The 26209-nt window shown below is 41.2% G+C and carries 24 protein-coding genes and 1 other annotated feature; of the genes, 19 read left to right on the top strand and 5 right to left on the bottom strand.

Translation table 11 applies throughout. From position 1 onward, the window contains the following. Positions 1-203 precede the first annotated feature (203 nt). On the bottom strand, positions 204-467 hold the full coding sequence (locus AB4027_RS09145; protein WP_091488462.1) for a YesK family protein: 264 nt from the start codon (positions 465-467) through the stop codon (positions 204-206). A gap of 197 nt (positions 468-664) precedes the next feature. On the opposite strand from AB4027_RS09145, the gene AB4027_RS09140 reads away from it, so the two are divergent. The 14 genes from AB4027_RS09140 to AB4027_RS09075 all read left to right on the top strand — a co-directional run bounded on the left by AB4027_RS09140 (position 665) and on the right by AB4027_RS09075 (position 11633). Further along, complete coding sequence (locus AB4027_RS09140) at positions 665-1642, top strand: Gfo/Idh/MocA family protein (protein WP_368645098.1); 978 nt, start codon at positions 665-667, stop codon at positions 1640-1642. 29 nt (positions 1643-1671) lie between these two features. After that, positions 1672-3006 carry an SH3 domain-containing protein gene (locus AB4027_RS09135; protein WP_368645097.1) on the top strand — a complete coding sequence of 445 codons (1335 nt, stop codon included), beginning with the start codon at positions 1672-1674 and terminating at the stop codon, positions 3004-3006. A gap of 136 nt (positions 3007-3142) precedes the next feature. Then, complete coding sequence (locus AB4027_RS09130; RefSeq protein WP_368645096.1) at positions 3143-3916, top strand: TspO/MBR family protein; 774 nt, start codon at positions 3143-3145, stop codon at positions 3914-3916. A gap of 10 nt (positions 3917-3926) precedes the next feature. Continuing rightward, positions 3927-4070: a hypothetical protein gene (locus AB4027_RS09125; RefSeq protein ID WP_368645095.1), complete on the top strand. Its 144-nt coding sequence runs from the start codon at positions 3927-3929 to the stop codon at positions 4068-4070. 23 nt (positions 4071-4093) lie between these two features. Continuing rightward, positions 4094-4294 carry a hypothetical protein gene (locus tag AB4027_RS09120; protein ID WP_368645094.1) on the top strand — a complete coding sequence of 67 codons (201 nt, stop codon included), beginning with the start codon at positions 4094-4096 and terminating at the stop codon, positions 4292-4294. A gap of 199 nt (positions 4295-4493) precedes the next feature. Further along, positions 4494-5000 (top strand): RNA polymerase sigma factor, encoded by a 507-nt coding sequence (locus AB4027_RS09115; protein ID WP_368645093.1) that lies wholly within the window; start codon positions 4494-4496, stop codon positions 4998-5000. Next, the gene (locus AB4027_RS09110; protein WP_368645092.1) at positions 4990-6264 is read left to right on the top strand and encodes an anti sigma factor C-terminal domain-containing protein; all 1275 of its coding nucleotides are present in this window, start codon (positions 4990-4992) and stop codon (positions 6262-6264) included. Before AB4027_RS09115 ends, AB4027_RS09110 begins: the two co-directional genes overlap by 11 nt. A gap of 180 nt (positions 6265-6444) precedes the next feature. Next, positions 6445-6660 carry a hypothetical protein gene (locus AB4027_RS09105; RefSeq protein ID WP_368645091.1) on the top strand — a complete coding sequence of 72 codons (216 nt, stop codon included), beginning with the start codon at positions 6445-6447 and terminating at the stop codon, positions 6658-6660. A gap of 211 nt (positions 6661-6871) precedes the next feature. Then, a complete protein-coding gene (locus tag AB4027_RS09100) occupies positions 6872-7882 on the top strand; it encodes a tRNA dihydrouridine synthase (RefSeq protein ID WP_368645090.1) in 1011 nt (336 codons plus the stop codon). A 190-nt stretch (positions 7883-8072) separates the two neighbouring features. Next, positions 8073-9317: a hypothetical protein gene (locus AB4027_RS09095; protein WP_368645089.1), complete on the top strand. Its 1245-nt coding sequence runs from the start codon at positions 8073-8075 to the stop codon at positions 9315-9317. A 149-nt stretch (positions 9318-9466) separates the two neighbouring features. Next, positions 9467-9889, top strand: a complete 423-nt coding sequence (locus AB4027_RS09090; RefSeq protein ID WP_368645088.1) for a MarR family winged helix-turn-helix transcriptional regulator — start codon at positions 9467-9469, stop codon at positions 9887-9889. Between the two features lies 1 nt (position 9890). Further along, positions 9891-10745 (top strand): SDR family oxidoreductase, encoded by an 855-nt coding sequence (locus tag AB4027_RS09085; protein ID WP_368645087.1) that lies wholly within the window; start codon positions 9891-9893, stop codon positions 10743-10745. A 129-nt stretch (positions 10746-10874) separates the two neighbouring features. Next, positions 10875-11396, top strand: coding sequence for a GNAT family N-acetyltransferase (locus AB4027_RS09080; RefSeq protein ID WP_368645086.1), 522 nt, complete (start codon positions 10875-10877; stop codon positions 11394-11396). A 57-nt stretch (positions 11397-11453) separates the two neighbouring features. Further along, the gene (locus tag AB4027_RS09075; protein ID WP_368645085.1) at positions 11454-11633 is read left to right on the top strand and encodes a hypothetical protein; all 180 of its coding nucleotides are present in this window, start codon (positions 11454-11456) and stop codon (positions 11631-11633) included. 797 nt (positions 11634-12430) lie between these two features. Here the strand turns inward: AB4027_RS09075 and AB4027_RS09070 are convergent. After that, the gene (locus tag AB4027_RS09070) at positions 12431-13537 is read right to left on the bottom strand and encodes an IS4 family transposase (RefSeq protein ID WP_368645084.1); all 1107 of its coding nucleotides are present in this window, start codon (positions 13535-13537) and stop codon (positions 12431-12433) included. A 139-nt stretch (positions 13538-13676) separates the two neighbouring features. On the opposite strand from AB4027_RS09070, the gene AB4027_RS09065 reads away from it, so the two are divergent. The 5 genes from AB4027_RS09065 (at position 13677) to lpdA (ending at position 19712) form a co-directional block, all read left to right on the top strand. Further along, positions 13677-14174: a GNAT family N-acetyltransferase gene (locus tag AB4027_RS09065; RefSeq protein WP_368645083.1), complete on the top strand. Its 498-nt coding sequence runs from the start codon at positions 13677-13679 to the stop codon at positions 14172-14174. A 35-nt stretch (positions 14175-14209) separates the two neighbouring features. Further along, positions 14210-16399: a DNA helicase RecQ gene (recQ, locus tag AB4027_RS09060; RefSeq protein WP_368645082.1), complete on the top strand. Its 2190-nt coding sequence runs from the start codon at positions 14210-14212 to the stop codon at positions 16397-16399. 224 nt (positions 16400-16623) lie between these two features. After that, positions 16624-17475, top strand: a complete 852-nt coding sequence (locus AB4027_RS09055; RefSeq protein ID WP_091487948.1) for an aldo/keto reductase — start codon at positions 16624-16626, stop codon at positions 17473-17475. A 315-nt stretch (positions 17476-17790) separates the two neighbouring features. After that, positions 17791-17991, top strand: coding sequence for a cold-shock protein (locus AB4027_RS09050; protein WP_368645081.1), 201 nt, complete (start codon positions 17791-17793; stop codon positions 17989-17991). 326 nt (positions 17992-18317) lie between these two features. Next, entirely contained in the window at positions 18318-19712 is a 1395-nt protein-coding gene (lpdA, locus tag AB4027_RS09045) for a dihydrolipoyl dehydrogenase (RefSeq protein ID WP_368645080.1), read from the top strand. Positions 19713-20945: 1233 nt separating this feature from the next. Here lpdA and AB4027_RS09040 read toward each other — a convergent pair. The 3 genes from AB4027_RS09040 to AB4027_RS09030 form a co-directional block, all read right to left on the bottom strand. After that, positions 20946-22769, bottom strand: a complete 1824-nt coding sequence (locus AB4027_RS09040) for an ABC transporter substrate-binding protein (protein ID WP_368645079.1) — start codon at positions 22767-22769, stop codon at positions 20946-20948. A gap of 67 nt (positions 22770-22836) precedes the next feature. Further along, positions 22837-24300: an ABC transporter permease gene (locus tag AB4027_RS09035; protein WP_368645078.1), complete on the bottom strand. Its 1464-nt coding sequence runs from the start codon at positions 24298-24300 to the stop codon at positions 22837-22839. Positions 24301-24315: 15 nt separating this feature from the next. Next, the gene (locus AB4027_RS09030) at positions 24316-25761 is read right to left on the bottom strand and encodes an ABC transporter permease (protein ID WP_368645077.1); all 1446 of its coding nucleotides are present in this window, start codon (positions 25759-25761) and stop codon (positions 24316-24318) included. Between the two features lie 117 nt (positions 25762-25878). Then, positions 25879-26159: a binding site (T-box leader), on the bottom strand. Between the last annotated feature and the right edge of the window lie 50 nt (positions 26160-26209).

Here is a 26209-nt window from a genome sequence, read left to right as displayed (position 1 = left end):
GCACGATAGTCCGTTTGAAATATGAGGTAAATGGCAGAAGAATAGAAATATGGGAAGGGAGTACTTCTCTTGTCCTAAGATCTCTGGTGTTACTGCTGTCATCCTGGCTGGTAATGTCCAGAAAAAAATCGTATCAGTGACTGCTTTTAAAGTCACTGATACCATAAAGGAAACACTTTACTTATAGTCCGCCTGGATACTACTCAACTGTTTTCGGTCATTTTCAGTAATATAAGAGTCGTCAGAGAGGGAGCACCTATATATATGCTCCAAACGCCCAGCCCCAGACCTGTCCAGCCACCTATCATATAGCTGACAGCCAGGGTGATGAGTGTGATGACAAATAAGCTTCCAAACAAAATGTACAAAGCTTTTCTTGAGACACCTGTTTTCTCCACGATAAAGTAAGCAATAAATGCTACAACAAGAGATATGCCTATGACTACAGCAATAAACCTTAAATCCATAATTAATATCACTCCTTAAAGATTGATGTTTTTGTAAACGCTTTGAGTATACTGGTTTCAGAATAGCATAAGTATTTTATGAAATGAAAGCATAAGGGGGGAATGCTTATCCGTTCTTGATATCTTTTTTTTAGATTCCTGTTTATAATAGGAGTAGACATGTTGATTCATATAAAAAATTAACGGAGGTATAACGTATGAAGAAATTTGGATGGGCTTACATTGGGTGCGGCGGGATCGCCCGTACGACAGCAGAAGAATTAGTGCAGACTGAGGATAACGAGATCGTTGCTGTCTGGAATCGGACGCAGTCAAAGGCGGAAGCTTTTGCGGAAGAATTTGGTGGAACCGTTTATGATACACCCGAAGAGGCGATCAATGCTCCAGATGTAGAAGGTGTGTATGTCAATGTGAATGGCGATTTGCACGCAAAATATACCCGACTTTCCATTGCAAACGGTAAGCCGGTACTCTGTGAAAAACCGTTTGCTGTGAATGAAAAAGCAGCAAAAGCTATATTCGACTATGCTCGAGAAAAAGATGTCTATGTGTCTGAAGCGATGTGGACCTGGCATAATGACACGGCATTAAAAGTCAAAGAATGGGTCGAATCGGGTGTGCTTGGAGATATAAAATCAGTCTACAGTGCCTTTGAGGTCCCTCTAGTCAATGGTTCAACGAATCCCAGACTTACGACACCCTCAATGTTAGGCGGAGCATTGATGGATCTCGGTGTTTATAACGTGAGATACTGTTATGAACTTTTTGGACTCCCAGAACATATCGACTGTGAGGCAAGGATGGAAGCGGTCGATTACAGCGAAACGATCACCTTCCAATATCCTGGATTCAAAGCTATCAACTTGGTTTCTATGGAAAAAGACGGCGGGCACTATTTTGAGATAAAAGGAACAAAGGGTTCGATCTATGTCCCTCAATTTCATATGGCAAAAACAGCCACGCTAAATACTGAAGATAAGGAAGAAACGTTTGAAGTGGAAGATCTTTTATATGGCAAACAGTTCTCCAATGTTGCGGCGGAGATCAGAGAGGGCAAGAAAGAAGGCGAAAAAATCCCAGCTCAAACTACCATCGAAGTGATGGCGCTTCTTGATGAATGCCGCAGTCAAATGGGACTTGTTTATCCACAGGAAAAACAGAATGAAGAGGCATAATTCGTTTATGCGGAAAAAAGGGTGAGACGATGTCAAAAAGAATTTACTTAACTGGATTAGCACTGTTTTCAGCCTCCATGCTGGCTTTATCAGGCTGTGAACAGGACAGTGCAACACAAGAGACGGCAAGTGATACCGAGGAGGTCCAGGAAGAGGAATCAGAGGAGACTTCAGAACAGAACGAACAGAACGATCCAGGTGCAAATGAGGATCAGGCAGAAACTGGGTCAGATAAAACGAACCCAGATGATGAAGAAGAACAGGCAGAAGTGGAACCTGAAGAAGAGGAAGAAACAGTCTCGATCTTTGGGAACCAGGAAAACAATGTGTATATCAGCGAAAACGGAGTGAACGTCAGAGCAGACAGCAGCGAAGAGAGTGAAACGCTTGGTCGTCTGATCAAAGGGAACGAAGTTATCGTCATTGATGAAGTGGAAGAAGATGAAACGACCTGGTATCAGATCAGTCATCATAACACAAATATGAATGAAGGATGGGTCTCGTCAGACTACACGGTCAGTGATATGAACGAACTCCATTCATCCACTGCATTCGATGATAAAGATCTGAATGAATTCTTTACTTCTCCGACACTTTTTGAGGATAATCGGGTGGTTGCCTATTACGGACACCCTAATTCTGAAGTCATGGGGATCGTTGGCCGTCATCCGGTAGAAGAGCTGATCGACTTGCTGAATGAGACGACAGAAACGTACGATGTAGCAGATGAGGACATGGGGGCCGTGCCGGCTATTTACATTGTTTATGGGACCGTTCAGCCTGGTGGAGAAATTGCCAGAATGAATCACGACTTGGTCATGTCCTACATCGAAGCAGCTTATGAAAGAGGCGTTCTGGTGTATATCGATCATCAGATGGGTCGATATCATCCGACTTATGCCATTCAAGAAATCCAGTCGTTTCTGAGATATCCGAACGTGCATCTGGCTCTGGATCCGGAATGGCGGACGGAGCGGCCTATGCAGGAAGTCGGACACATCACAGGACAGGAAATAAACGATGTACAGGGAATCATGCAGGACTATCTAGACTCCAATGACATACCGGGTAAAAGACAGTTCGTCTTCCACCAGTTTGTCGAAAAGATGATCCATGATGTCGAAGCCGTATCTACAGATTATGAGTCTGTCATTGTTGTACACAACACGTCAGGCTGGGGATCGCCCGATGGCAAGCGAGCCACTCATGAAAGAGTCACCGAGGCCTCGCCGATTCCATACAAAGGGTTCAAGCTATGGTATCATTACTCAGATGCCCCCGGTGTGCACTACGATAACCCGCTTATGACACCTGAAGAAGTGTTGAATCTGGATCCTGCACCGAACCTTGTCATTTATCAGTAATCAGACCTATGGGTATCAAACTTTTTAATCCTAGCCAGATTATAAATGAGATTTAAATCATGTTAAAAAAAAGTCTAGAAATTTATAAGGAGGAGAAAAAATAAAAACGAATACTAAAGCATGGATAAGTGCTGGCTTGCTCGCTCTTACGCTAATCGTCAATGCTATGGGAGCTTTTGGCTGGATCAACGATATGTCACAGCAGGAAGTGTCAGACATGTATCCGACGCTGATCACTCCGGCACCGTCGACCTTCAGTATTTGGAGTGTTATTTATACCTTTTTGATTATTTCTATTATCCTGATGCTGATAAAACACAAGGATGCCTACTATGAGGAGGCGATCGAAGAAATCAGTTATCTTTTCTCGCTATCGTGTCTGTTTAATATCATTTGGATCATCAGTTTTTCATACATTCAAATCGGCTTATCCACACTGTTCATTTTCGCCTTTTTGATCGTAATGGTATTGATCGTTAAGAAAGTCGGTAAAATCCAGTTAAAGAACCGCTGGCTTCTGCCTATCACATTTGGTCTGTATTCAGGCTGGCTTTTTATAGCGACAGTAGTAAATATATCGGCCTGGCTCGTTAAAATCGACTGGGATGGCTTTGGGATCGCTGAAGAAATCTGGGCTATCATCATTCTGCTAGTCGCTGTTGGGCTTACCGGATTCGTCTTATTCAGTATAGAGAATGACATCTTCCCACTCCCGATTGCCTGGGCTTACTTTGGCATCTATAACAAGCTGGTTTCCCCGGAAGGCTATCAGGGCGACTATACGTTACTGCAGTACACAGTTTTGATCGGCATCGTTCTTCTGATCGGCTTGGCAGCGATCCAATTCTATAAAAATAAGTACAAAATCATGCCTCAACGTTTAAATGAAAAGGATGCATCATTAAATTGAGGAGCGGAGAATGATGATCGAACGATATATCCATGCAATGACGCGGGAGCTGCCGGAAAAATCTCGGAAAGATACGGCGGAAGAATTGAGGGTGCTGATCAACTATCGTCTTGATAAAGCAGATAAGAGCTTGTCAGAGGAAGATGGACGGTAACCGTAGCTGCGGTCACTTCGATATTGAATATCGTCTCGGCAGCCGTTTCTATTTACATCATCTATTATATGGATATCTGGGATGGCCAGTTTATGGAGAGGTTTGAAGAGTTTCTGCCCCTGACATTTGAAAGCATGCTGCTGTTTACTGTATTGATCATTCTCATCGTTACGATAGCCGAATCTATCACAGGATTCTATAAGGGGATTAAATACCGAGACTAATTTTTAAAGTGACTAAAATAAAGACTTTACAATTAATTATTCGATTTCAGAGAAGCCTCTGGCATGTCGCTCTCATGACATACCCAGAGGCTTTTTTGAATGTTATCATAGGAGTAGTGCCGAGAAGAACAAAGAAATCATTAAATTGAGTGTAACCTTTTCCAAATTAAAACGTATATAGAGTGAAAGGAGGTTTCCGATGAAGTCAGATGCCATGGATAAAGCGTATAAAAAATATCATAAAGAGCTGTATCTCTATGCCTTGAGTCTCTCAAGAGATGAAGAGCTGGCAAAAGACTTGGTCAGTGAGACCTTCTATAAGGCATTTATCGCATCGAACATACCGAAAGGCTCGTTCAAGTACTGGCTTTTCAGAGTGCTGAAGAATCACTTTATTGATTTGAAAAGAAAGAAACACGCCTCTGTATCGATGGGGGATTATGAAAAGGTCTTGCCGAACACGAGGGAAAGAGGACCGGCAAAGAGTTATCTACATAAAGAACGGGACCAACGTTTATATGAGCACTTGATGCAACTGGAGCCGGAGAGTTACCGGGAAGTCATCTATCTTTTTTACTACGGTGAGATGAGCATCAAGGAGATTGCAGAGACGGTCGGCTGGTCAGAAAGCAACACAAAAACGACACTTTACCGGGCACGCAAGAAACTGGGAAAAGCACTAAAGGAGGATCCTTATGAATTTTGAAGAACTGTTAGCGCGTTACAAAGACGGTACAGCAACGGAAGAAGAAAAAGCGATCGTTGAAAGTGAACTAGAAAAGTATGCGTCAATCGAAGATTATTATGCTGAACAGCTGCCAGATGAATTTATGGATAGTGGCGAAACAAACAAAGAAGATTCTACAGATAAAAGTTTTGAAACGGAAAATATAAACAAGATGGTCAACCGCCGATTGGGAAAAGTCGTTCTCGTCTCTGTTTTAATTATCATCTTCTTATATGTAGGTATATTCTATGGTTTATCCAATATCGTTGATCAGTTCTACTATGATCCAACAGAAGTGACGCAGTCAGATGAAGAAGATTTTTATCAAACTGATTTCAGCTTCGATATGGATGCGTATATCAGTTTGAATATGCCAGGATACGTTAATAGTTCATTTACAATCCAAGAATCCAAAGGTTTTGGAACCTATGAAACCGGCTATTTTCTCAAAGATTTATTCACACAGAATGACACCCTACATTTTGTAGATGTTAAAAGAGGACGACCTGAGAATTTCTACGGGGGTATTTTTGATAGAATTCCACGCTTTAGTATCAGAGAGGGATTCGATGATGTCTATAGTCCATTACCGGAGGATGCAAGTGAACAGACCCTAGATGTGATGGAAATATCCAAACAGCAGATCAACAACAAGACAATAAAATATATCGAAGAGCTGAATAATTTATCCTATGCTTCTATGACGATTGCTTTTGATGAGGATTTGACAATGAGTGAATTATATCAGTTAATTGAAGAGTATCCAGAGCTGGACTTCAAGTGGGCCGGTGTCCGTACAACAGAGCCAGGAAAACGCTGGAGAGACGATCAGCCCATGCATCTAATTGGGTTTGTTCCTGATACGAATGCAGAACCCAGTTCGAGTATGGAACCGGACCCTGAAAAGTATCCCTTGTTTAGTTTAGATGATGTCTGGTTGGATGCGAATGGAGCTCCGGAAGAGTTTTTCCCGGAAGCTTACGAAACACACTTCACTTCACGTCTGAGCTGGCTAAAAGACCGTGAAGAGTTTGTTCGAATATTTGATTATAATGCAGACAAAACTGAATTTTATGCAGATTCTTTGAATTACGTCGAGGAAAACGGAGTTGAAACGTATGGTGTACTCGTATACGGAACCGCTGAATCATTTTCTGAGAACCTTGAAAATCTTCCTTACGATAAACTAATAATTAATGAAGTAGATTCATCCAAACCGAGTGTTAATATTTATTTTGACTGAAAAATTTATGATTATATAATTAGTGAGGTGGTCGGGACGCAATGTCCGACCTCTCTCTTGTTTGGGCAGTCAATTCTTTCTCGATTTTACAAAGAGCTGTATAAAGTTTTTCACATCTAATTAGTTAACTCTATACTTGAAGATATAAGAGGTACGCTTCAATAATGAGGAGAGGTAAAAATGACTGGTAAACAGAAACAGGAGAAAAATCATTATCTAAGTCTTGGTGTTGGCTTGGGCCTTGTATCCGGAAGTGCCCTAGGGATTTTAGTTACGAGTCTGATCGGTGGTATAGGATCAGGGATGCTCTTTGCTATCCCGATCGGGTCAAGCATCGGTATGCTGATCGGGATCGTTATTGGAACACTGTTAGACTCGAAAAATCAGAATAAATAGGTATTAGTAAAAAAATGGTCACAAATACCGGCGTCAATCGGTTAAGGGACACTTAAACATTTGACAAAATCGCTGTAAAAGTTAAAATAGATAAGGTTAGATAGTATTCACTTACTTTTAAATAGAAATCCTATCAAGAATAGGATCAACTATCCTATAAATAATACAGAAACCTTAAAACAAGACTTGATTAGCGAAAGGATTATATATTATGAAAGAAAATTTTTGGAAAGACTTGCCGAAACCGTTCTTCATTCTGGCTCCGATGGAAGATGTGACGAATGTCGTGTTCCGTCATGTCATCGCTGAAGCCGGCCGTCCGGATGTCTTCTTTACTGAATTCACTAATACAGTCAGCTACTGCCATCCTGAAGGACGCAACAGTGTGCGTGGACGCCTGACCTTCACAGAAGATGAACAGCCTCTGGTCGCACACATCTGGGGAGACCAGCCGGAATACTTCCGTGAGATGAGTACCGATATGGCTAAAGCCGGATTTGCCGGTATCGACATCAATATGGGCTGCCCGGTTCCCAACGTCGCCGGAAAAGGGAAGGGATCCGGTCTGATCCGTCGTCCGGAAGTCGCAGCTGAACTGATCGAAGCAGCTAAAGCTGGCGGCTTACCGGTCAGTGTGAAAACGAGACTGGGTTATACGAAACTGGATGAATGGCGTGACTGGATCACGCACTTGCTGAAGCAGGATATCGTGAACCTGTCGATCCATCTGCGTACGAGAAAAGAAATGAGCAAGTACGACGCACACTGGGAAATGATCCCGGATATCGTCAAAGTAAGAGACGAAGTGGCACCTGATACCTTGATCACCATTAATGGCGATATCCCAGACCGTCAAACAGGACTGGAACTCGTTGAAAAATATGGTGTTGACGGTGTTATGATCGGTCGCGGTGTCTTTACGAACCCCTTTGCTTTCGAAACAGAAGCAAGAGAACACAGTGCCGAGGAAATGCTGGGACTGTTAAGACTGCATCTCGATCTGTTTGACGAATATGAATTCTCGTCAGAAATGCAGCAGTCATTCAAGCCGCTGCGTCGCTTCTTTAAGATCTATGTCCGCGGGATCCGTGGGGCAAGTGGCTTAAGAAGTGCCTTGATGGAAACGAAAACAACAAATCAGGTACGTGCGTTGCTGGATGATTTTGAGAAAAATCTGGATGAAGAGACAGACGAGATCGTCAGTGTTTCTGTAGAAAACTAACTGAATAATCAATAGAGGCGTCGCTCATTTAGGAGCGGCGCCTCTTTTTATAAGTTTTCATTAAATTATTAATTATCATCAGTTATTTATTGTTTATCAATAAATATCCTGCTACTATTAGGGTATCAAAATACTCCGTGAATGGTACATATATTTATCAGAACGGATAATAACAGGAGGAGGTTCAATTATGAGTAATAGGAATCTGGTCATTTCCAATATCGATGACCCGCATGAACTGGAGAAGCTTTTTCGGGAAGATCCGGATGCGTTTAAACGATCATTCGAGGAAGCTTGGGAAAGGAATGCGCAATCCCAGGTCCTTGCGGTATGGCACGAACGGTTGAATTATCAGGAAGAAACTGGATCAGAAAAGTCCGGGTTCATGAACAAGGATTTTCTTTTCATGGGATTCATGGCATTACTTGCCGGGCTGACTTCACGCGGGTTGTTTCACCTTGCGCTGGAAGAAGTGATCACACCGATCAACCTGATCTTTGGAGTCGTGCCTTTTATTGCCGGGTACTTTATCTTTAGGGATCCTCCAAAGAAACCAATTCTTTATACAGTCATCGGCGCTTTTTTTGTATCGCTTATCTATCTTAATTTATTGCCGATGGAAGAAACCGACAGCATCATCCTGGTGTATCTGCATCTGCCTATATTCTTGTGGGTGGTCACGGGACTGGCATTTACAGGGAACGCTTATAACGAAGGACGAGAACGACTGACTTATCTTAAGTTTAACGGAGAATTTGCCGTGATCTATGCCAGCATGGCGATCAGCGGCGTGATACTCACAGGCTTGACGATGCAGCTGTTTTACTTTGCCGGTCTGGACATCGCGGACTTTTACTTTAGGAACGTCGTCTTGTTCGGTGCAACGGGACTTACGGTCGTTGCTTCTTACCTTGCCATCAAGAATATAGAGATCGGTAAGCTTATTGCTTCATATTTGGCTAAAATTTTCAGTCCGCTCGTTCTCGTCACTTTGCTCGCCTATTTGATCATGGTCGTGTCGATTGGAGAAAATCCATTTTTGGATCGCGATTTCTTATTATCCTTTAATGGGGTGCTGTTGCTTGTCCTGGCTCTCACTATTTTTACCATTACGGGAAGTGCTTCAGATGAAAAACGAACCGTTTCGGATGTTGTGAACAGCGCTCTGATTTTTCTTGCACTGATCATCGACACAGTGGCTTTATCCGCGATAGTATTCAGACTGACATCTTATGGTATCACACCAAATAGACTGGCTGTTTTAGGTGTGAACGTTCTGATCTGGGCCAATCTTATCTGGATAGGGATAGCGTATAGCCGGTTCCTGGCCAATAAAACTGGTTTGACGCCTGTTCAGAATGCTGTGACTAAGTACTTACCGGTTTACGGCTTATGGGCAGCCATTGTCGCCTTTACCTTTCCTTGGATATTTTAAAGCACTTTACTAAAACAAGCGCTGGTGAATGATGTATACGCTCATTCATCAGCGCTTTTTCTATTAATGAGAAGCCGCAGATTGACATTCAAGTAGTGGGGATTTTAAATATAGTTAGCCAAGCTAACTAAAATGCTAAGGAGTATATTATGAATGATGAGTTGCTTTACAGCGCAGACATCATCGGGATGTTTTGCCGATTGAAAATGAATACAAAATCAGATAGTTCTATAAGAGCAAGTGAAATGGGGGTGTTGATCTTCATTCAAAAACAGAATGCTTCTGTCACACCATCTATGGTCAGCGATTTTTTTAAGATCGCCAAACCTTCTGTCACGTCGATGGTCAATGTTTTAGTCGACAAAGGATACCTTGAGAAAAGAAAGTCAGAAGCAGACAAGCGCAGTTACATTCTCGAAGTAACTGAAGCTGGTCAAAAACTTCTGGACACAACCTTCGATGATTACATAAAAACAGTAGAAACACTTAAAAATGAAATGGGTGCGGATGATTTCTGTACATTTATTGGTTTGATGGAAAAAGCAAACACGATATTAGAAGAGGCGGATTAATATGAAAACACTTGTCACAGGAGCATCTGGAACCGTAGGAAAATATGCTGCAAATGAATTGCTGAAAATGAACGCCCCAGTTGTGGTTGCAGGCACTGATACACAGAAGCTCCTTAAGATATATGGAAAAGATGTTGAGCGAGTCAAACTGGATTTCACGAAAGAGGAAACTTTTGATGCTGCACTGAAGGATATAGATAGAGTATTTCTGATGAGACCGCCTCATATGGGTAAAGCAGAAGGTCTCTATCCGTTTATAGATAGTATGAAGGACCATGACATAAAGCTTGTATCTTTTCTATCCTTAATGGGCGTTGAAAAGAATCCTTTTCCTCCGCATCATAAAATCGAAAAATATATCGCTGAACTGGGTATTCCCTTTGCCCATATCCGACCGGGCTTTTTCATGCAGAACTTATCAGGGATACATGCTGAAGAGATAAAAAATAACAACGAGATCCTTGTGCCGGCCGGTAAAAGTAAAACCAGCTTTATCGATGCCGCAGACATTGGACTGGCTGTAGCAACAGTACTTAAAGATCCGGAAAAATTTAAAAATACGGCACATACATTAACGGGTCCCGAGTCACTGGACTACCTTGAAGTGGCAGAGATATTGAGTCAGGTGACAAAGAAGAACATATCCTATGCAGACCCGGGATTCCTGGCATACCGCAGACACTATGTAAATAACCGAGGCTTTGACAAGAAATATGTCAACGTGACCATGGCACTCTATTTAATGACCCGATTAGGGACAGCAGAAAAAGTGACAGATGAATTTGAAAAAATGACTGGTAAAAAGCCAAACAATTTCCGGGATTTTGTTGAAAGGAACATAGACTGTTTTATGTAGAGTTTTGGGTAACAGGAAGAAGCGGTGTTTATATTTAGAGTCGTGTCTTATATAATGAATGAGAAGCAGCTTGAACCACCTATTTTATATAGGTGGATAAGCATGTATAAAGCAACTGGAGGGGTTATAATGAGTGACCTGATAATCAAAGAGGTTGATCTGGATTATATAGACAAAATCAAAGCCATCAGTGAAAAAACATTTGTTGAAACATTCGGCTCTGATAACACAGCAGAAGATATTGAAAATTACCTTATGGAAAATATCAATACTGAGCAAGTAAGCCAGGAGCTTGCCAACCCTGCTTCACTCTTTTATGCTGTTGAAGTGGATGGAAATCTTGCAGCTTATATGAAACTGAATCTTGATGATGCTCAGACAGAACAAGGGTACAGTAATTCTCTGGAGATTCAGCGGCTCTACGTATTGAAAGAGTATAAAAAGCAGGGCATCGGCCGCCAGCTGATGGATAAGGCTATCGAAGAGGCGGAAAGCAGGCAGATGGACTTTGTCTGGCTGGGAGTCTGGGAAAAGAATACGAAAGCTATAAACTTTTACGAAAAAAGCGGATTTGTCATATTCGATAAACATGTCTTTAAACTAGGCGATGATGAACAAACTGATTATTTGATGAAATATGAGTTAGTTTGATCTATGGATTGATTATAAGGAAGACGTCGGAAACAGGTTCAAAGAGGAGGAATGCAATTGGGTATTTTTATAGGCCTTGTTTTTATATTAGTTGTAATGGTCACCGCCTATGAGCGTATGACCGCAGGCAAAGACGTCAATAAGCATGAGAGAAAAGTAAACTGGACAGTATGGATCGTGATCGGCGCAATAGTCATTGGGTTGATTGGCTGGTATTTATTGGGCTGGCGATTTTGATCAGGAATCAAAATAATATGTTGATCTGTGGTCAGTATTATAATGACCTGAAAAGCATTTTCAAAGTATTCACCTTAATAGTCGGCTTTTAAAATGTGGAAGTGACAAGTTATACTGAGATCTATGAAAAACCTGTTCCAAAACAGATACTGGAACAAGTTTTTGAGGTAAGTAGATGAAAAACCTGTCCTAAAACGGATATTGGAACAAGTTTTTGAGGTAAGTAGATGAAAAACCTGTCCCAAAACAGATATTGGAACAAGTTTCTGAGGTAAGTAGATGAAAAACCTGTTCCAAAACAGATATTGGAACAAGTTTTGAGACATGCAGATGAAAAAGCTGTCCCTAAACGGATATTGGAACAAGTTTCTGGGACAAGTAGTGGAGGAAATAGTCTTATTAACAATTAGGCCCTCGTTTATCTAAGAATATGCCCATAGTTAGTTCAGATTTCATGGAAGACTGATTCAGCAATTGAAAATATAATTTATCTCGCATTTCTTTTGGTGTTATGTGCCCATTAAGCTTTAGGAAGCTGTGTGTTCATGCATAAAACGTGTTTTTCTATTAAAATGTACGTCAAGATATTCATACGAAATAAAAGCCATTAAGAATATTAATAATCACTAGTGTTGCATAAAACTATATTCTTAACGAATTGCACCATTGTTAAATAAATCACAAGTGGTTTTCATTAAAATTTCCAAAAAAGTCAATTGCTGGCGCAAGGGATGACTTTTTCCAGAAATTTTTAGGGTTATTCAGTTGTCGCTTAGTCTATTTGCACTTTCTTTCACTTAACCAGGTGCGAACGATGCTTTGAAACACTCAAACGGTTCATACTGTAACGCTCTGATTTGTCTCAAAATTGTGAAGAGGCTTGATTTCAACCTTAATTCAAGTTTCATCAGTAACGTCAATAAGTAGACTATCATCGCAAGAATCACCTGATTCTCTACACCTTGTTCAGACTGTGAATAGTACGTTTTAATGGTCAAATGTTGTTTGATATGCTTGAAAAACAACTCGATCTGCCATCTTGATTGATACATTTTTCCGATGTCCTCTGCTGAAAGATCCATTCGGTTCGTCAGGATACGCAGATTCGATCGATGCTTACGTTCAATCGTTATTAAACGAAACAACCCCGTCAGGTAGGTCGATTTGCCCAGCTGAACCAATTGGTCACTGATAATCCCTGATTCATGAGACACTTCCAAGTGCGCTTGAACATGAACGGCTGTATTCTTTTTAATGCGGGAGACGAAAAAGTAGCCCTCCCAGTTCATTTGATCAAACTGAGTGAAATCCAGATACCCGCGGTCAAAAATATAGGTCGCCCGTTTCTCATTAATAAAGACGTTCAAGTGATCATGGTCGTGTTCAGATGCATTGGACAGTTCGAATTGTTCAGGGTGCACCCATCCTTCTTTCATATGACAGACCTTTAAGTGCAGTTTGATTCCCGACTTAGTCGGGCGAAACGTGCCCCAGGGATACCGCGTTTTATTCAGTGAAAAAGTGGACGAATCAATTAGAAACACTCTTTCTTTTGATTGCACCGCTGTTTTTTCATGAAGCAGTGTAAGTAATTGCGTGAAAATATCCATCAATACAGAGGGTTCAATCTTTCGCAGGGCACGTGACAATTGAGAATAGCTAATAGACTCAATACCCATCACTTTTTTTAATTTTGGGTTGACCAACTGTTGATCCAAATGCCGTAGGCTATCGGTTTCATCATTAATTGCATAAAGAAAGAGTTTCAGCACTTTCTTAAACGTTAATTTTTTTGAATAGCGATCAAACTGACTGATAACCTTTCGAGATGTTTCGCTTAATTTTTCTAAAGAAATATACGAAAGCCATTTATTTATGGTCATTTTTGTTTTATACTTATCCATGCTATAAGTCCTTTGTTTTGGTCTTGGATAAGTCATCCAACCCCATTATAAAGGACTTTTTTATGTGTTGAAACAGTTAAATTATTTAATGCAACACTAGTGATTAATAATGTAAGATAATAAAGGAGAGAACCGCTATATGGTCGATGATAATTTTTCCATTCGTTTTGCAGCATCTGAAGATGTTTCATTGATTTTAGACTTGATCAAAGAGCTGGCCGTCTATGAAAAGATGTTGGATGAAGTGGTTGCGACAGAAGAGAGCTTAAGAGAGTATGTGTTTGAGAAAAAAATGGTCGAAGTGATCATTGGCGAATATCAGGGTGAACCTGTGGCCTTTGCTTTGTTCTTTCCAAACTTTTCTACGTTTCTCGGGAAACCAGGTCTTTACTTAGAGGACTTGTACATAAAACCAGAGATGCGAGGCAAAGGCTTCGGACGGAAGATCTTTACCTTTCTGGCTAATCTGACGAAAGAGAGAGGTTACGGGCGTCTTGAATGGGTCTGTCTGGACTGGAATGAACCGTCGATCTGTTTCTATAAGAAAATGGGGGCTGTCCCAATGGAAGACTGGACGACTTATCGGATGCAGGGCACAGCGCTGGAAGATTTGGCCGATAAGTATAAAGAGACATAAACCGTTCGTTGCAATAAACGATAGATGGAGGAAGTATGAAAAATATTTTTGAGACACTGAAACATTATTACGGCTATGACGCCTTCAGACCCGGTCAGCAGGAACTTATCGAAGCCATATTGAAAGGTGAAGATGTTCTCGGGGTCATGCCGACAGGCGGGGGTAAATCCCTGTGTTACCAGATTCCTGCCATAGCTATGGACGGTCTGACACTGGTCATTTCTCCGCTTATTTCATTGATGAAGGATCAGGTGGATGGCCTGCAGACAATGGGGGTAAGAGCAGCTTACATAAACAGCCAGCTATCTTATATGGAACAGCAGATGACCATGGAAGAGGCGTCAAGAGGAGAGCTGGACCTGCTTTATGTTTCTCCCGAGCGCCTCGGGAATCATCAGTTCATGTCTTACGCCAGCGGGTGGAATCTCGACTTGATCGCTGTGGATGAAGCCCACTGTGTGTCGCAGTGGGGGCACGATTTCAGACCGAGTTACCAGCGGATACCGGAATTGATGGCTGTTTTGCCTTCCCGTCCGGTCTTTGCGGCTTTCACGGCTACGGCGACGAAAATCGTTCAGGAAGATATGATCGACCAGTTGAGACTGAATGATCCGTTTAGGCATATAGCAAGCTTTGACCGGCCGAATTTATACTTTTCAGTAGTCAAACCGAAAAAGAAAGCAGCCGAGTTACTAAAAATCATCGATAAAAAAGAATCGAGCATCATTTACTGCAACACACGGAAAAACGTGGATAAAGTTTACAGCACGTTATTGAAAAAAGATTATCCCGTAACCTACTATCATGCCGGGATCAGTTCAGACGAGAGGACCCGCCACCAGGAAGAATTCCTCTATGACCGGAAGCCGATCATGGTCGCCACGAATGCCTTTGGGATGGGTATCGACAAATCAAACGTCCGAAACGTTATACATTATAACATGCCGCTTGATATGGAAAGCTATTATCAGGAAGCAGGGCGTGCCGGAAGAGACGGGGCTCCGTCAGAAGCCATCCTGTTCTATTCAGCTCAGGATATCATCACCAACACCATGCTGATCGAACAGGGAAACTCCCCTCATGCACGGCAGAATCTGAATGCCATGATCACCTACTGCAAAACCGGCAATTGTCTGAGGAAGAGTATACTGAAGTACTTTGATCAGGAAGTGGAGTGGCAGGCGTGTGATTACTGTTCGAATTGTGACGGAGAATCGGTCATAACAGATATCACAGTCGAGAGCCAGAAGATACTGTCCTGCATTTACCGGATGAAACAGGCTTACGGAACGGGACTGATCACAGATGTCCTTCGAGGAAAGAATACCAAACGCATACAGCAGTTAGGGTTCGATGAATTAAGCACGCATGGACTCATGTCAGAGTATACCGATGGTGACATAAAGGATATGATATCCATCATGCTGAGTGAAGGATATCTGCAGTTAAGCGGAGACAGTTACCCAATCATCAAGTTTACCCAGCAGACGAACGATCTGCTTCAGGCAAAAGTGACGTTGTCTATACGAAAACAGTTGAAGCAGGAATCTGCGCCTAAACAAAAAACTGTTGAGAATATCGAACATTATGATGAAGACCTGTACGAAGAACTTAGAACGCTTCGTAAAGAAATCGCCCAGGAAGCCGGAAAGCCGCCGTTTATCGTCTTCACGGACCGAAGCCTGATCGACATGTCAGCGAAGTATCCTTTAACTGAAGCAGCCTTTCTAGATATTAACGGCGTTGGAGATGTGAAGCTACAGGCATACGGAGAAGCGTTTCTGGCGCAGATCAATGAGTATGTAGAGAGTCATGCCCTAGATGTTGAAGCATTGAAGCAGAAAAATGTAAAAACTGAAGAGGTGGTCGAACCGGTAAAAACATCTTCCTCAAGAAATTTTAACAATACAGTGGAGGAAACGGTCACTTACTTCAACGAAGGCCAGTCGATCGATGAGATAGCTGACATGAGAAATCTATCTCCGATGACCATAGTGAATCATATCTGTAAGTGGATCGAAAACGGCAAGGACATCGATCTGGAACGCTTAGTTTCTCCAGAAGCAGAACGTGAAGTAAGAAACGCCATATCAGAAGTCGGCCGTGACTTCTTAAAACCTATCAAAGAAGCGGTGGATGATGCCGTAACTTATGATGAAATCAAAGTCGTCCTGGCTAAAATAAAGGCAGAAGAAAAATCACAGGAAAAACTAATGAAACACTAAGAGTATAATTAAATGGAAAAAACCAGAGTCTCTATTACTCTGGTTTTTTCCATTTAAAGTTGTTTCTGTAAATGTGCATTGGAAATGGGAAGCAAAGTATCAGAATGTCTTTTTTAGAAGTTTTTAATCACTTTAAATCAAATCGTTTATTTTCAAATCTAGTTTCCGTTATACTAAAAGAGGAAACGTTTTCTTTAAAACTATATAAACAGGGGGAAATAAACATGGTAAGTTTACAAGATACATACACCTTATCAAATGGTGTGAAAATCCCTATTCTGGGATACGGAACATGGCAGGTCACTGACCCGCAGGAAGCCGTTGATGGCGTGGTAAATGCAGTCAAAGAAGGCTACCGTCATATCGATACGGCTCAAATGTACGGAAATGAAGAGTATGTAGGAAAAGGCATCAAAGAGTGTGGTGTGCCTCGTGAAGAATTGTTTGTGACAAGTAAACTGAACAATAATAATCACGGCTACGACAGAGCTAAAAAGACCATTGAAGAGTCACTGAAGAGACTGGATTTGGATTATCTTGATTTGTTTCTGATTCACTGGCCAGTCGTGAAAGACAATGGTGGAGACTGGAAACAGGATAATATCGATACTTGGCGTGCGCTTGAAGATTTATATGACGAAGGTAAGCTGAAAGCAATAGGCCTGAGTAATTTTGCTGTGCCGCATCTGGAAAACATTGAGGAAAACTGCCGGATCAAGCCTATGGTCAACCAGATCCGTCTGCACCCTGGTGTCCTTCAGGAAGATACAGTCGAGTTGAGCCGTAAGCAGAATATGGTCATTGAAGCCTGGTCACCTCTATCTCCAATGAAATATATGGAAGAGAATACAAAAGTACAGGCCATGTGCTCTGAATACGGTAAATCGATCGCTCAAATTCTATTAAGATGGAGTCTACAGCACGGTTTCGTGACGTTGACAAAATCTGTACATGAAGAACGTATCAGACAAAATGCCGATATCTTTGATTTTGAGCTTTCTCAAGGGGATATGGAATATTTGGACAGTCTGAAATTTGACGAATTAAGTAAACCTGATGACTTTCAGGAAAGATAAATACCTGGAATTAAATCATTTAATTGATAATGAGAACCCATATGTTAGAAACTTTTGAATTTATTTTCTACGATCAACGGCAAGAAAATCGTTGTTGGTAAAGGAATGATAGGAAAAACCGATTAGTTCTGAACCGAGGATCGAGTTGGAATTGTGTGAAATACCAAAAAAGGTTTGCATTTCCCTGTGCGTGTGTTATACTAGGTTTAACATATTGTAAGAGACAAACAACGAACTGTGTAATGCATTCCGAATTGGCCTTTAAGCAATAATGTAAATAATTTGTGCTGAATGGCACGAGGAGGAATTTTTAAAATGGAAACAGGTACAGTAAAATGGTTTAACGCAGAAAAAGGTTTTGGATTTATCGAACGTGAAGGCGGAGAAGACGTATTCGTACATTTCTCAGCAATCCAAGAAGACGGATTCAAATCTTTAGACGAAGGACAAGCAGTTAACTTCGACATCGAAGAAGGTAACCGTGGACTTCAAGCAGCAAACGTAACTAAAGCTTAATTAACTTAAACTTTAATTCAAGGCAAGGACATGAGAATTCATGTCCTTGTTTTTTTTTTGAAAAGATATATCGGGTAACTGTTTAATATTTTCCTTTGCTTTTTGTGCAGGCTTTTGAAAGAATTAATGATCGAGGCTTTCTGTATAAGGGGTCAACCTGTCTAACTGATTTATGAATCTAAGTTTCTTTGTTAAGAACTTAAGTCAAAATACTTGTAAAATTTTATAATAGTATTAAAATGTTAATGATAGATAAAAAATTTAATAGTGCTTTTCTCGATTGTTATTTGAAAAAAGTACTATAAACCTATTAAGGAGAAATATGTATGACAGATAAAAAACAAACAGTAGTGGTAGGAGCGGGCCCTGGCGGCTATGTTTCAGCTATACGAGCGGCACAGCTAGGACAAAAAGTGACGATTATTGAAAAACAATATTTTGGAGGAACATGTTTAAATATCGGCTGTATTCCTTCAAAAGCACTTATTACAGCAGCCCACCGATATCATGATACAGCACATTCAGAAACCTTCGGTATCACTGCAGAGGATGTCAAAGTTGATCTAGAGAAAACACAGGACTGGAAAGAAAATCAGGTTGTTAAGACCCTTACTACCGGTGTCAAAGGATTATTGAAAAAAAATAAAGTGGAAATGATGACCGGGACGGCCTCTTTTAAAGACAAAAATCATCTAATCGTTGAAACAGATAAAGGATCACAGGAAATTGAGTTTGAAAATGTTATTCTTGCCACGGGGACAAATCGTATCGAGCTAGAAGAAGTACCGTTTGGCGAACGGGTACTTGATACGACGGGTGGTCTCAATATCAAAAAGGCACCGAAGTCTATTGTGATTATCGGAGGCGGCTATGTGGGTTCTCAACTAGCTGCAGCATATAGTAATTTCGGTGTGCATGTAACAGTGTTAGAGAAAGAAGCGCATATGATGCCATTTTTTGATGAAGATATGGCAAAAATCGTTGAAAAGAATTACCGAAACAAAGGTATGGATATTATCACAGGAGTCAACGTTAAAAGTTCGAAGACCACTGAAGAAGATATCACGATCACCTATGAAAAAGCTGGAGAAGAAAAAACGGTCACTGCTGAAGTAGCGTTAATCTCAGTCGGTAGAAAACCCAATACAGATAACCTTAATCTGGAAGCAGCTGGGATAGAAGCTACAGACGAGGGCTATCTGCAAGTCTCTGATACATTACAAACAAATGTCGAAGGGATCTATGCTGTCGGCGACATCGTTCCTGGAGTAACATTGGCAAACAAAGCCTCTCATGAAGCTAAACTTGTCGCGAGTGTGATAGCTGGGGAAGAAGTTGATACCAAATATAAACAGATGCCTATTGCCGTCTACACAGAACCTGCACTGGCAACGGCGGGGGTATCGTTTGCTGAAGCAAAAGCTTCTGATGGAAAATATAAGATAAGCAAATTTTCTCTAGCAGGTAATGGACGTGCTCTGTCGCTGAATCAGACAGAAGGCTTTGTTCGTATGATTACTGACTCTGATAATCATAATACTATCGTCGGTGCACAAATCGTTGGAGCAGGAGCGCCGGATATTATAAGTGAACTGAGTCTGGCCATTGAGACTGGTATGAATGCTGAAGATATTTCTTTAACCATCCATAGCCATCCATCTGTTGCCGAAGCAATTATGGATACTGCTGAATTAGCTTTAGACATGCCTATCCATGTCTAAGTAAAAGTCGGCTAGAAACACCGTAAAATGAATCAATGAAAATATAATAGTTTTGTGTGTTAGAAGCCTGCATAGCATCTCTCAAAGTAGAGTGATATGCAGGCTTCTTTGATTGAAACCAAAGGAACTTTAAGAGTACAAGACATATATAAAATGAAATTAGGCGAGAAGAAGCTGATATACTGTTTCAGAGTAAATTATAGAATGGAACCTCGTCACAAAGCTATTGTTTCTTATCAAAATTCAATCCAAAGCCTAGGCAGCTATGGTTTTTTGTCAGTTATTTGATGTTTCCAAAATCCCCGGCAGCTATATCCTTAAAGATACCATCCAGTGAGGTTATATCCGTTAATTTTTAATGATGCTGGATAAATTTTCTTTGCAACCATCAGTGTAGATTCTTATTTAACCTTTAATCCGTGGTTGTCCACTATGGTGCAATGCACATCGGAAGTAGAAGTAACTTGCTTAGATCGAATGATACTATATGGAGGCAGGTGGTAATACCTATAAAAGAGTGTTTATACAGTTAAGCATACAGATTTCTGGAGGATCGATATGGAATGTTTGACGGCTTTAGTAAATCAACTGTATCCCAGAATCTCGTGTTTCAGATTTTGTTTTCCATTGAAGTCAATGGCGAGTAGAGTAAGTAGAAAATGACTGAACTGGACTATTTCCAGATAATTTTAAAGAAGAAACCCGCTGTTATTCACCTAAAATGATTGGAAATTTAAATGTTAAAATCATGTATTTCAATTTCATTCACTCTGGCATGCAGTTCAATTAAAGGGAGTGTGCTTTTGAATCAGACTGCACATTCAATTAGGCTATTTAACTGTAAATATTCTGAGAAACCAGGAGGAGATAAATTATTACTGGACGAATATAAAATAATCTGTATGCTTAACAGAGAACAGCTTGAAAAGGTAGGTTTGGTATATTCTATAGGGTCATACCGGAAATATTAGGAACCTTTTTACGATAGGCAGTCGACAGCAAATCAATCCCGCCACTCAGGCATTGCTTAAGATTAAAAAAGGCGACATGTGAGAACTTAAAAAAGCTAAACACGAAGAAGTATGAGAAATAGGATAATAAAAACTTTTTGCAGAAGAAAATACCGTCAAATCGAGGCAAGACACTCCTTGAATTGACGGTATTTTCTATTTTGTATATTCAAACTTTTATGAAAAAGTCTTCTGTTCTCGACCGTTGACTTTAAGAATCCTGTTATTTAGTAGAATTTGTGTAATTTTGATAGAATTCTTCTACTTTAGACTGATCTGGTATCAGTTCATTGTCAGTATCTACTAAAGGCGTAACCGTTGTATAAGTTTTTAATTTCAGTCCATCATAGGCTGCGCTGATTTCATCCTGATTGATGGAGTAGAGAATGGATTTACGCAAGTCGGCACTTTGAGCCACTTCACGGTCACTGTCTACATTGATCATCAGGTATTTAACGCCATTACTTTGTCTGCTCTGTAACGTCAGGTTTTCTTCAGCTTCAACAACTTCATATTTTGTTTCGCCTAAGCCGTACATCAAGTCGATTTCTTCTGAACGCAAGGCTGACAAGGCACTGTCTTCGTCACCAATGAAACGAACGGTAACATTGGCAATATTCGCTTCGTTTTCCGTACCATTCATATAAGCCGGATTTTTCTGGAACGTTGCTTCATAGTCGTTTTTCTGGATCATGATGTAAGGTCCGCTGGCATACAGGTGATTGTCATAGGTGTCGCCTTCAGTTACCGCACGCTGATCGCCATAAGGCACATCAGTTGTGATGTCGAAATTATCGATATCATAGGTATTGATGCTTTCCACCTGCTCTTGTGAAACGATACCGGCAGACTGGTGAGCCAGGTAGTTCAAGACTTGTGGGAAAGGTTCAGTCGTTGTCAGTTTAATGACCTGATAGTTTCCGGCTTCATTATTTACGTCATCTGCTGATTCGACAACAGAAGAGATCGGTGCATCCAGTTCGGTTTCCAGGGCTTCAAGAACAGATCCGCTACCGTCAGTCAGTTGTGTTTCTTCTAATTCTGAAAGGTCAGAAAGCAGGCTGACAGTATCAATGTGTTCATGAAGACTGTACGTACGGTGATCAGGTACAGCATCCGAATTTTTTGCACGATTTAATGAATAGATCACATCAGAGCCGCTGACCATGTTACCAGTATCTACAGCTTCCATGTCTTCTACTGCAGCAAAGTTGATATCATCACGTAAAACGAAATAGTAATCGGAGTTACCTTCCGCTATCGCATGACTGTAGCTTAATGAACCGTCTGAAACGACCTCATCGTCATCAGTCAAGTTGACAAGACGGACATACATATTCGTATTCAACTGATTGATGGAACCGTCATTCCCTTTGATAGGGTCTAAAGAAGTCAAGTCACTCATGGTTTGAGTCAGCATCAGCGATTCCGATTCGTTCATAGACGCATCGTTATATGAAACAGGTTCCCATGCAAAGGCACGTGATTTTGAAAGACGGATCGTATCCGGATCAAGCAGATCATGATTGAATGCCTGAGCTTTCAATGAGTTATAAAGAGGCACGATATAAGCTTCTTCATCAACCAGTTCATGTTCCAGTTCATCGTACGTTTCAGTATATTCATCCGGGGTCTGCAGAGCAGCTTCGTTGATCAGCGCATCGACTTCTTCATCATCGATGATACTGTTGTCACCGTTGCTGGTGAAGAGTGAACGTACAGCATAGTCCGGATTACCTGTTACAGTTGTCCAGCTGGCGATAGATAGATCATAGTTACCCGCATCTCTTAACGAGCGGTAGCTCGCATAATCCGGTTGAGTATTCAAGGTGACATCAAAACCATTTCGGTTCAACTGGTCACGGACGATATTCAGATCCGTCTCGTCAGCAGCAGAACCTAAAAGTTCAAGGGATATTTTTTCCGACGTCTCAACTGACTCGGAATCTTCAGGGACAGTGTTCGCTTCGTCTTCAGTCTGAATATCGCAGGCTGCCAGAGAAAGGCTCGCAGCGATCGTCAGGAAAGGTAATAGTTTTCTTTTCATTTTATAAATCCTCCTATAATATAATGTTTCTTTTTTAAAAATAATTGTTACCAAAAATTAGAAAGTACTAGTTCAATCGTGGGTCCGTTGCATCACGTATACCATCTCCAAGGAAATTAAAGGATAAAACCAGAAGTATGATTGCCAGGCCGGGATAAATCGCCAGATAAGGATACGTTTCAAGGTATTGACTGCCGATACGTAATATGTTGCCCCATTCCGGCACATGAGCTTCCACACCTAACCCTAGATAACTCAAACTGCTTGTCGCTATGACGGCTGTTCCTATAGTCAAAGTGGAGCGAACGATCATAGGGGCCATCGAATTTGGAATGACATGCTTCAAAATGATCTGCTTATTGTTCTGCCCAAGTGCACGGGCGGCTTCAATATATTCCAGGTTGGTGACCTGAAGGACGTTGGCCCGCATGGTTCGTGCATAAGAAGGGATATAACCCAGACTCAATGCGATGATCAGATTAGTCGTGGATGCCCCAAAAGCGGCAACGATCGTAATGGCTAGCAGCAGACCAGGAATGGCATAAAGGATATCCAGAAGTCGCATGATGATATTGTCTGTCTGCCGACCGTAAAATCCTGAAACGGATCCGAGTGCACCGCCGATAAGTAGTGGGATAGCTGTAGCGAGAACACCGACAGAAAGAGAGATTTGAGCTCCGTATACGATTCGGGTAAAGACGTCGCGTCCAAAATTATCTGTTCCAAAAGGATACTGGATACTTGGATCCTGTAGGATGTTAGCATAATCATTTTGCACAGCAAATGAATAACTGAAAGTAAAATTGCTGGTCACCGCTAATGTCAAAAGGAACGAGATAAATAATAGACCAAGCAGTGCTGCATGATTTCTGATCAATTTTTCCCGAATACTGGTCTGACGTTTTCCTTTTAATGTGGATGGATCGTCAACGTAATAAGAAGCAGCAACCAAAAAGACGAGTATATTACCAGTGATTCCAGATAAGAGAAGAATCCCAAATGCTGTTTTCTGAAAACCAGGATTCCAGCTGTAAGCTTTCTGACCCAATACTAAAATCAGGATGTGAAAGATCAAAGTAATAATCAGTACAGATAAACCAGGCAGATAAAAATTTGTAACAAAAGGCTTAAAGAGGTTCAAGCTAGTCACGCCAATGATCATAATATCGACCAGGACCATATAAATAGAATAAACGAGACCGGTACTCAAAGATTTCTTGAATGCTATGATACCTGAAATGAAAGTGAATATATTACCGGTCACTATACCAAGAATCAGCAGGGCGGCAAGCGAACGTTCAAATGTCCTTTTGCTTTCTGCCCTGAATGTTTTCTGTTTGACACGATAGAGTAAAAGCTGATGAATGAAACTGAACCCTGTATTCACCATGCCGATCAGTAAGAGTGGCAGCGAAAGGCTGATCGGCTGGAGTTCGATACTCAATATCAGCCATAATATTGAATAAGCCCATGTCAGGCCATTATTAAACTTTAATTGTTCAATGATTTGATTCGTTTGATAGGATCTCATTATTTACACCTGCTTTCATTGGCCGTTTTTTATTCGGGATCTAATGCGGGGATCAAGGAAACTGTACATTAAGTCGACGATAAGATTGACGATCGATAGAGCGATGGCGATATAGATGACGCCGCCCATGACACTAGGAATATCGGGAACGAATTGCTTGTTGACGATATAATTACCCAATCCTCTGATATTGAAGACTTGTTCTGTCACAGCTGCACCTCCAAGCATGGCACCGAATTGAAGGCCGATGATCGTAATCACAGGAATCAACGCGTTAGGTACCGCATGTCTTAAAATGACATGTTTGTTGGATAAGCCTTTTGCCCGTGCAGTCAGAATATAGTCTTCGTTGATCACTTCCAGTGTAGATGAACGTGTCATCCTTGCAACGGAGGCCATTAGCGCTGTTCCCAAAACGACAGCCGGCATGATGAGCGACGATAGATCTGAAGCACTGTAAGTGGCTGGAAGCCATCCTAAGTTTATGGAAAAAGTCAGAATGAAGATCAGACCTTGCCAGAAGCTGGGAATAGAAATGCCGATCAGGGCGATCAACATAAACAAATGATCAAAAGTCGTATTGGCTTTTACAGCGGCATATATCCCTGAAGGCAGTGCCACAGTAACTGAAAATATCAACGCAAAAAATGCGAGCTGCAGGGTGACCGGGAATCGTCTCATGATCGTGGCGACGACTTGTTCATTTCCTTCAAATGAGGTCCCTAAATCAAAGGTGAAAATACCTCTTACTGTTCGCCACAGCTGTACGATATACGGATCATCCAATCCATGTACCTGCTTGAAATTTTCGATCTGCTGGGGAGTCGCTTGTTCTCCCAGGATATTCAAGGCTGCATCAGATGGCGAAAGATGAAGCAGTGTGAATACGATAACTGTGACGCCGATGATCACAAACAGCATGGCCACAAGACGATTGGCAATATAACGGACCATAGGGACGGATACGATCCATAAAAGCAGGTACATTGGGAAGCCAAGAACTAGAGACAACAGAAAGCCCAGTGGTTCTCGCATCCAGCTCGTCGTTTCATGAAGAAAATCTTGTGGTCGGGTATCTGATTTTCCGTAGTGGTCATTGATCCGTTTAGTTATTTCCCGTTGTCTGGCTCTCTGAAAATGATGCTCCGCATTCTTTTCGATATCGGATCGGGATAAAGACTGATCAAGAAAAGCTGCTTTTCTTTCTTCCTGTCGTAAAAGTTCTTTTTTTAATTCAGCTGATTCACCACTTTCTTCGAATTCATGTTCCACGTTTGTAATGAGAAATTCCGACTCGTCCTTACGTTTGTTAAAGAGGTAGCGGATCAGGACAAGAAGTTGAAAGGGAAAACTCAACAGTTTTAGTCCCCAAGCGACATGACGTTCTTGAGACGCCGTGTCGTAGGTTTCACTTATTCTATGCCTGTAGTTGATCGATTTATCTGTTTCTTCTTTTTTCATGAACATGTCCTCCTTTCATTCAGTTATTCAAAAGCTCTTACTTAAATCAAAATCTATAGGTTACATAACTATAATAAAAATACCCTTAAGCAACTGATCTTCTGTTACGAAGGATTGCTTAAGGGCAAAATATGAAATTTTACGGTTCCACCTTAAAAATACATAAAGAGACCACAAATAAGTTGTGGGAGACTTTATGAATCTCGATTCGGTACGGCGTCAAAAAAGACGGATATACCGACATGCTGTAACGGGCAAACCCGATATGATCTAAGGATTCAATCGTTCGATCATATAACTCCAAGATGCACTTCCAGGTTTTCATCCAGGTCCCCTTTCACTATCCGGGACTCGCTTTACTTTCATTCAACCTGTACTTTTCTTTTTATCGTTTTTTTGATTGTGTACAACTGAATGTAAATATATCAAAAGTATTATGACGCGTCAA

The sequence above is a fragment of the Alkalibacterium putridalgicola genome (assembly GCF_040959045.1).
In the GTDB taxonomy this organism is placed as follows: domain Bacteria; phylum Bacillota; class Bacilli; order Lactobacillales; family Carnobacteriaceae_A; genus Alkalibacterium; species Alkalibacterium putridalgicola.
The sequence above is the reverse complement of the archived record's forward strand: the minus strand, read 5'-3'. Positions and strand labels throughout refer to the sequence as shown.